We start from the raw sequence: 7155 nt of genomic DNA on the forward strand, positions 1-7155 counted from the left end.
ACCTCCAGGCGATCATCAAGAACCGACTCAAGAGCATCCAGTACCGCGACGATCTCCTCGACGGCTTCCTCGCGCACACCGGACTGACACTCGAACCCGACACAACCTGACCATTCAAGATCTGTAGCGCAGCTCCGGCACGAGTATGGGCAGCGCTCGGTCGCCGAGCTGGGGCGACGCCTCGTTGACGACATGCTCGCTCAGTCGCGGCGGGTAGCGCTGCGGAAGGTGAAGTTCAATCAGGACGGCACGATCTCACTGTTCAGCAGACTCCACGAGCGCAATGGCGCGTACTTCGCTGACTCGGGCGAGGGCAGCGGCAACATTGGTCTGCGTCTTACCCAGCTGGCTGAGATCGCGGTACAGGTCGGGCTGCTGACACCGCACCCCGAAGAGCCAGTCACGCCTGAGGGCCAGCGACTGCTGGATCTGCCCTCATGAGCGAGGCCGTCACCCATGCCCTCCGGTCGCCACTAACTCTCCTGCAGCAGTGGCGGGATCGAGTTGACGGCGCCCGGCTTCGCGAGGTCCTCATCACCGGCTACACGGTCGACCTGGGGTTCCTCGAGAAGTTCGCTATTCCCACCGCTCGGGCTCTCGGCGCGCGGATCACGATCCTCAGCGACCCTGGGCAGGCCGTACACGACCCGGTAGACGTACGTCGCGCCGGCGTGGCCTACCAACACGGCCACGCCGTCTGCTCCAGAGCATTTCACCCGAAGCTGGTGGTCCTACTCGGCGACCGGGACGTGTGGCTCGCCGTCGGATCGGGCAACCCGACGCTGTCCGGGTGGGGATACAACCACGAGCTGTGGGTCACCGCTTACGGAAGCATCGATCATGGGCCGCAACTCATCCAGGACGTCGCGGACTGGCTGCAAGACCTGCCAGACACGGTCGGTCTGGCTAGCTGGATCGCCAAGACAATCCGGCACCTCGCTGAGCGGATGCGCCCAAAGAAGGTCGATGAACGGTGGTCGCACGTGCGGGCTGTCGGCAACCTCCATGAACCGCTGTTGAACCACCTACCCGCGCACGCGGTGGACGAGTTGCGCCTCGCCGCCCCGTTCTACGATCCGCCAGCCCGCGCAGCGACAGCCATCGTCACTCGGATGAAGCCTCAAGCCATACGTGTCGCTGTTCAGCCCTCCATCGCCATGTTCGACGGTGCCGCCCTGGCCCGTGCGGCAGCGCCTGCCGTTGATCAGGCCTTCACTCTGCTCAGTGCCGGGCGGGCCTGGCACGGAAAGCTGATTGAGTGGCGTACCCCTGACGGAAAGACCGCCGGCATGACCGGCAGCGCGAACATCACCGCTTCGGCGCTGCTGATGAGCACCGGACAGGGCGGCAACTGCGAGCTGGCTGTCATCGCACCGCACGGCGGCGGGCTCTTCCCATCAGAAGGGGATCCTCAGCCGCCGAACGCCATCCAGAACCTGAGGTCGACGCCGCCCGCTGGCAGCTCCGTAAGCGCCTCAGGACCCGTCCTTCTCGGCTGTGCCCTAGTGGACGGCACACTCATAGTGGAACTTTCCGTGGCGGCCGGAGACAGGGTCGTCATCGAGACCTCGCTGACCGGCGCGCCAGGGTCATGGACCGTCGCAGGGGCCGTTCCCGCCAACCAACAGTTCGCACGCCTCCTGGTGCCGGAGCTGACCGGAGGCGCGGTGCGCGCGGTGATGGAGGTTGCCGGCGCACGGCTGGCATCTGCGGCCGTCTTCATCACCGATAGCTCCCGCTGCCGGCCCCGCCAAGACACCAGCGACGAACCGCGCCTATCCTGGTCAGGCGAGGTGGGAGAGCTTTTCAGCGACCCGATGCTGGCACAGCGCTTCACCAACGAGCTAGGACGACTCGTCGAGCAGGTGGGCCTGCGCGGCCGCACCCTGCCCTCAACATCCACCACTTCCGCTAGTTCCCCCGTTGAGTCGGGTGACCGGTGGGCCGATTACCTTGAGCGGTGCGAACACGCACTCGGCCCAAGTCTCTCCGGGCTCATCTTTCCGAAGAAGCATGCTGGTGACCAGGGCTCGGCGACTCACTGGTCGATCGATGACGTCGACGAAGCGGAGGTCACGGAGGACGAAGATGACGACGTACTCGACGGCGTGGCGCGCGAGCAAGAGGAGAAACGTGCGACGCAGGTCCCACAGATCCGTCCGGACCAGCGCGCCAAGTACCGACGGTTCGCCGAGCGCTGGGTGACCGCGGTAACAGAACCGGCCATCGAGAACGATTGGTCTACCCTGCCGCCCGTTCATCTGCGCATGGTCGTCACCCAGCTCTATCTGACGCTGCTAGCAGCCGGTGTCTGGCATGGAGACGACGCGTGGCGCCATGACCTCAGGTGGCTGATCTGGTCGCTGGTCCCTGACGACGACATGCTCGACGCCCTTCCTGCTGAAGCCTTCGACCATCTCTACGCGCTGCTCGCCGTCGCCATGACCACCCTGCGGCAGGGCACTCACCTATACGGAGGACGCGAGGAAGATCTTCCTTCCACCGATGCCTGGGCAGACGCAGCCGTCTGGGTAGCGGAAGCAGATGTCTCGCTTGCTGACGAACTTCTCCTGCCTGCCACTCAGCCCTTCGCGCGCGTAGCGACCGCGGAGGAGCTTCATGAGACGGTCAGACTCGCGGGGGAGGCCCGTCAGGACCCATATGCGGAGGTACGAGTGACGCTTGCCGATGCCGGCCTTGCAGTCGAGCTGCAGGACGGTATTTGGCGGGTAGAAGGCGGGTTTACGAACCCCTACCGAGCGGCGGCGCGGGCTGTCACCGAGCTGCTGCGGGTCGACGATGCTGCAGCAGTGATCGCCCGAAACTCACGGTGTGCCATCCTCATCGCCGTGGCCGACAAGACCATGGTCCTAGTCGATTCGCGAATGGCCGTCTGGCGGCTCTACTCGTTGTCTGGCACTCGTACGCCGCTCTCGATGACGATCGACTGTCCTGGCCCGCCGCCCAACGCCCGGGTCTTCCCACTACGGTCGCAGCTAGCCGAGGTTGAGAAGGTTCAAGATCGGCTGAGTCTTGATCTGCCCAGCCTCGTAGCTGAGATGAGAAGCCTCATTGCCTGTATGTAAGGCCCGGCGGGCTGACGATTAGTGAGGGCGTTGACAGTAGGCCGGCCGCGAGGTGACGGGAGGTCGTCGCGCGGCTCGCTGATGGCCCGTAAGCGCAGCGTTCGGCATGATGACCGTCATGGACGTCGAGGAACTGATCGCGCAGCATCCGCGGGTCTTCCACACGATGTCGGCGACCGCGTGGCCATCGGTGCGACGACACGGCCTCCTGTCCACGCAGCGACTGATCGATCTGTTCGACCTCGACCCGGTCGAGCGTGACCGACTCCTGAGCTCCCCTCGCAGGCAGTCCACGGTTCTGCGCGCGCCGGGCCTGCTGCCTGCTGTGATCCGCGATCAGAAGCCGATGAAGTTCGTTACGGAAAAGATCGATCCGGACTCCTCGCTGGCCGAGTACCTCGCGGCCATCAACTCCCGGGTCTTTTTCTGGGCCAGCGCGGAGCGGCTGGACCGGTTGCGTCAAGCGAAGGAGTACCGCGCCGAGGACCAGGTGGTTCTGCACGTCGACACCCGTGCCCTCGTCGAGCGTCACGGCCCCCGAATCGAACTCTGCCGGCTCAACTCCGGGGCCGTGACGCAGAAGAACCACCCCGTGCGGGGGCATCGGTCCTGGCTGCCGATCGCCGACTACCCGTATGCCGAGTACCGCCGCCGCTATGGTCGCCATGGCGCCCTGGTCGAGGTCACCGTGTTGGACGCCGTCCCTGACATCCTCGACCTCACCGACAAAATCGAAGGCGCCATCAACTGATACCCCACCCGTCAGGGTCTCTGTTCAGGTCGGTGAGTTGGCTGACGGACGCCCTCCGGGAGCGGGTTGGGAGCTGCTGGGTGCGGTGACGCGGTAGGCAGTGCCCCCATTCGCAGCAGCTGGCCTGACACCGGCACATCCGGCCAGCGCACCAGTGCCGGCGTGGGCGGCAGTAGACCCTGTCCGTCGGTCAGCCGCCGGTGGTTGTCCTAGCCGCGATTAGGGGAGCGGGATGGGAGCAGACGGGCGCACTGAACGGCGTTGAACGGCGTCTAACGGCCCTGAACGGCATCCAACTACACCCACCACGACCTGCAAGTTTGCGTTCCCGCAGGTCAGAGTCGGGGCAGCGTCCTGCTTCACACCGAAGAGGTCACTGGTTCGATCCCAGTATCGCCCACGCAGGTCAAAGGCCACTTCCCGGCTTCGGGAGGTGGCCTTTTGCTTGCGTACAGCAGCTTTGTTCAGCAGTTCTCGTCAGCGGCTCAGTGAGTCGCCGAGGCGCTTGAGTGCTTCTCTCGTCTTTGTCGATGTGACCTGCGTGTAGATCTCCATCGTTACGGAGAAGCGGGCGTGCCTGAGCACCTGCATGGCGACTCTGGGGTGGACGTCGAGGTCGGCGAGCAGCGTGGCGCAGGTTCGCCTGACGTCGTGGACGGTGATCGGCGTGACGCCGGCTTTCTCGCACCTTGTCTGCCAGGAGCGCTGGAAGTTGCGCGGTTCGATTGGGGTGCCGTAGCGGGTGGTGAAGACGAGTCCGGTTTCGTGCCATGCCTTGCCGGCGGCTGCTCTCGCCTCGTCGCGTTGCTCGCTCCGCAGTTTCAGGGCCGTGAGGCAGATGTCGGGCAGCGGGAGGGTGGCGTCGGACGCCTGGGTCTTGGACGGCAGGCAAAGGCCGTGCTGGGCCGCTCAACGGATTCGGAGAGCCGGTATATCGGCCGGTGGGATCGAGAGCCGACGGGGCGTGGCCCGCATCAGCGGCAGGAAGGCCGCCCGGCATCTCCGGCGTCGAGTCCAGCGATCCGGTAGGAAGGGCGCGCTGGCGTGCTCGATGAGGGCCGGAGTAGCACGGGGTGCCGACACGTCAACGTGCCGTGAAACTGCCGTCGAGCCAATCAGGCTCGGCGTTGCCTACAGAGCGATGCGGTTGACGACCGATCGCTGGACCGGACCGGTGTACTCGGTGAGCCTGAAGCGGCGATGCGCATCCGTGGGATGAACGGTGACGGCGACAACGCTCTCGTCTTCGAAGCGCAGCGCGAAGACGGGGTCGAGTTCGCACAGGAATGCAAACGCCTCGCGGTCTTCGTCGCTGTCGCTGACCAGGCGACCATTCGCCTCCCAGCCGCCGGTAGCGGCGGCGATCACGACGGCCACCTCGACGCTGTCGAGCAGAGTGGACGAGTTCGCCCACCAGTCCAGCCAGCACCGGCCCTCGAAGCGGTCCATGCCGTCATCCTTTCAGGGCGAGGCCCGGACGGCTGCCAGCCTGTCGGGTCTCGGGACGTGCGTGACGGAGCAGTCTCAGGACGTGAGTGACGCATCCGGCTGAACGATCTTGTCTGCCTCGGGCAGTTCGTATCGACAGAGTTGCGGACGGTACGTGTAGGCGAACCGGTAGCGCCGCCTCCCTGGCATATGACCGTGGCGAGGCGCTGGCCGCTCCAGCCCGATCCGTGCCCCGATGAACCGGTCAATAGCGGCTATCAACGGGCCGTAGCGTGACACTAGCCGATCCCTCTCGTGTTTCAGAGTCAGGCGGGCTGACCCCTGACCATTCCGAGCAACACGATTCCCAAGCTAGGGTCAGCGCCACCTACGATTATGTCCGTGACTCACTGGTCTGAGACTGCCCGCGTCGCCGAGGAACGGGGCGACTGGGATGGAGCAATCGCAGTGGTCGGTGCTGTCGCGGAGTGCTACAGCACCGACCAAGAGCGCCATAACGCACACCTGCAGCACATGGATCTGCTTGCCCGCGCCGGCCGTCATGTCGAGCTGGCGACTCTCGGCCAACGTGATGTACATGCGCGCAGGCGGCTGAATCGGCTGCTCTACGAGGAAGACAGGTTGGAGGATCTGCGACAGCGAGCGCGTTCCGGAGATGGTGGAGCGCGGTACCTCCTCGAACGCCTTGCCGGAGATCGGGATGGTTCGGGTGCCGAGCAGGTGGGTGACTAGCTGGGTGACGACCGACGCGGCCGAGACCGGACGTCCACGGACGATGGTGGACCGATCCGGCAGCTCAGCTCAGCTATTCGCTCAGCTCAACGACGCCTGGTCATTCCTTCGGGACGAAGCGGTCGAGGCTGAGGGCCCAGGTAGGCGTCGGTGCCATGGCAGCGTACGGCGGTGACGTTCGATGATGACCGGTACCTGGATGCCTTCGTCGACTACAGCAGAGGGCATCACTTCGTTCGGCTTGACGTGGAAGTGCCGGCGGAGACCCTGACGGAAGGGCTGGCAGGTCCCGATGACGACGTGCCACACGGCTCGTTGTGGTTGTCGGCGGAACGGGCGGAGGCGCTGGCTAGGGCGTTGCTCAGTTGCGCGGCACAGGTGAGGAAGCAAAGCCGACTGCGCGACCCGTGAGTGACTAAATGGGTGACGACCGGGCCGGACGCTGACGGACGAGCGTGGACCCCAGAGGACCCTTCCGACGGGTCAGCCCGGGTGCAGCAGCAGGTCCCCGCTCCATGTTAGTTGCCTGGGGGGCAAGTAACTCGGCGATAGGAGAGCCAGACCCAGCGAGACTGTTGAGAGCGGCGGCCGTCATCCCAGCGGATGAGCGCTGCTCTTGGGTCGCGCGTGCCGAGACTGCGGTTGAGCGTCAAGTAGAGAGACTCCTCCGGGTGCAGCCAACCGAGCGGCATCCTGGGCCACAGGGCCGAGACGGAGGGGTCTCCGAGTTCCAGCGATGTTCCGTCGTCGTCGAAAAGTTGCACCTCGACCTTCTTCATGTCCGCCGGGCCGTGGTTCGTGACGACGACTCGCGCCTCCTCATGCCAGCCAGACTTGTTGTGATAGTCGAATAGATCAAGGCGAGCGGATGGGCTGGCCTTCCTCTCGCGCCACCACACGCGGACTACGCTGTACCACAGATTCGCAACGCTGATTACGAGCGCGACCCATGCGGCTAGGGCGCTCCATACCGGGGCCTTCACCACCTCAGGGTACGTGCGTGGTCGGCATGAGTTCCCCCCGCTTTGATGGAGCGGTGGTTACCTGCTGCCGGCTGGCGCAGGGGTGGCGATTGGTGGCTCGGCTGGCTCGGTCTGGCGGCTGTGCCAGGCGGTCTCGTACTCGTTCGGGCTGAGG

At 65.2% G+C, this 7155-nt stretch carries 6 protein-coding genes and 1 pseudogene; 4 read left to right on the forward strand and 3 right to left on the reverse strand.

What is annotated here, in order from left to right:
- Positions 1-228 precede the first annotated feature (228 nt).
- From ABD52_RS34970 to ABD52_RS34980, 3 genes are all read left to right on the forward strand, one after another.
- Positions 229-441: a hypothetical protein gene (locus tag ABD52_RS34970; protein WP_152748361.1), complete on the forward strand. Its 213-nt coding sequence runs from the start codon at positions 229-231 to the stop codon at positions 439-441.
- Positions 438-3086, forward strand: a complete 2649-nt coding sequence (locus ABD52_RS34975; protein ID WP_053065530.1) for a hypothetical protein — start codon at positions 438-440, stop codon at positions 3084-3086. The genes ABD52_RS34970 and ABD52_RS34975 overlap by 4 nt, the downstream gene beginning before the upstream one ends.
- Positions 3087-3204: 118 nt before the next feature.
- Positions 3205-3837 (forward strand): hypothetical protein, encoded by a 633-nt coding sequence (locus ABD52_RS34980; RefSeq protein ID WP_047894552.1) that lies wholly within the window; start codon positions 3205-3207, stop codon positions 3835-3837.
- Positions 3838-4314: 477 nt separating this feature from the next.
- Here the strand turns inward: ABD52_RS34980 and ABD52_RS38750 are convergent.
- Together ABD52_RS38750 and ABD52_RS34985 are read right to left on the reverse strand one after the other, a co-directional pair.
- Positions 4315-4719: pseudogene (locus ABD52_RS38750) on the reverse strand (tyrosine-type recombinase/integrase); the annotation flags it as partial.
- A 249-nt stretch (positions 4720-4968) separates the two neighbouring features.
- Positions 4969-5286, reverse strand: a complete 318-nt coding sequence (locus ABD52_RS34985; RefSeq protein ID WP_013474588.1) for a hypothetical protein — start codon at positions 5284-5286, stop codon at positions 4969-4971.
- Between the two features lie 903 nt (positions 5287-6189).
- Between ABD52_RS34985 and ABD52_RS34995 the strand changes: the two genes are divergently transcribed.
- Complete coding sequence (locus ABD52_RS34995) at positions 6190-6429, forward strand: hypothetical protein (protein ID WP_030270966.1); 240 nt, start codon at positions 6190-6192, stop codon at positions 6427-6429.
- A 107-nt stretch (positions 6430-6536) separates the two neighbouring features.
- Here ABD52_RS34995 and ABD52_RS39555 read toward each other — a convergent pair whose 3' ends face one another.
- Positions 6537-7001: a hypothetical protein gene (locus tag ABD52_RS39555; RefSeq protein WP_152748362.1), complete on the reverse strand. Its 465-nt coding sequence runs from the start codon at positions 6999-7001 to the stop codon at positions 6537-6539.
- Positions 7002-7155: the final 154 nt, after the last annotated feature.

Source organism: Micromonospora sp. RV43 (assembly GCF_001029515.1).
Lineage (GTDB): Bacteria > Actinomycetota > Actinomycetes > Mycobacteriales > Micromonosporaceae > Micromonospora > Micromonospora aurantiaca.

Excerpts from the sequence above, each read along its gene's own strand:
- ABD52_RS34985 (WP_013474588.1), bottom strand. The coding sequence starts at position 5,286 with ATGGACCGCTTCGAGGGCCGGTGCTGGCTGGACTGGTGGGCGAACTCG.
- ABD52_RS34975 (WP_053065530.1), top strand. The coding sequence starts at position 438 with ATGAGCGAGGCCGTCACCCATGCCCTCCGGTCGCCACTAACTCTCCTG.
- ABD52_RS34980 (WP_047894552.1), top strand. The coding sequence starts at position 3,205 with ATGGACGTCGAGGAACTGATCGCGCAGCATCCGCGGGTCTTCCACACG.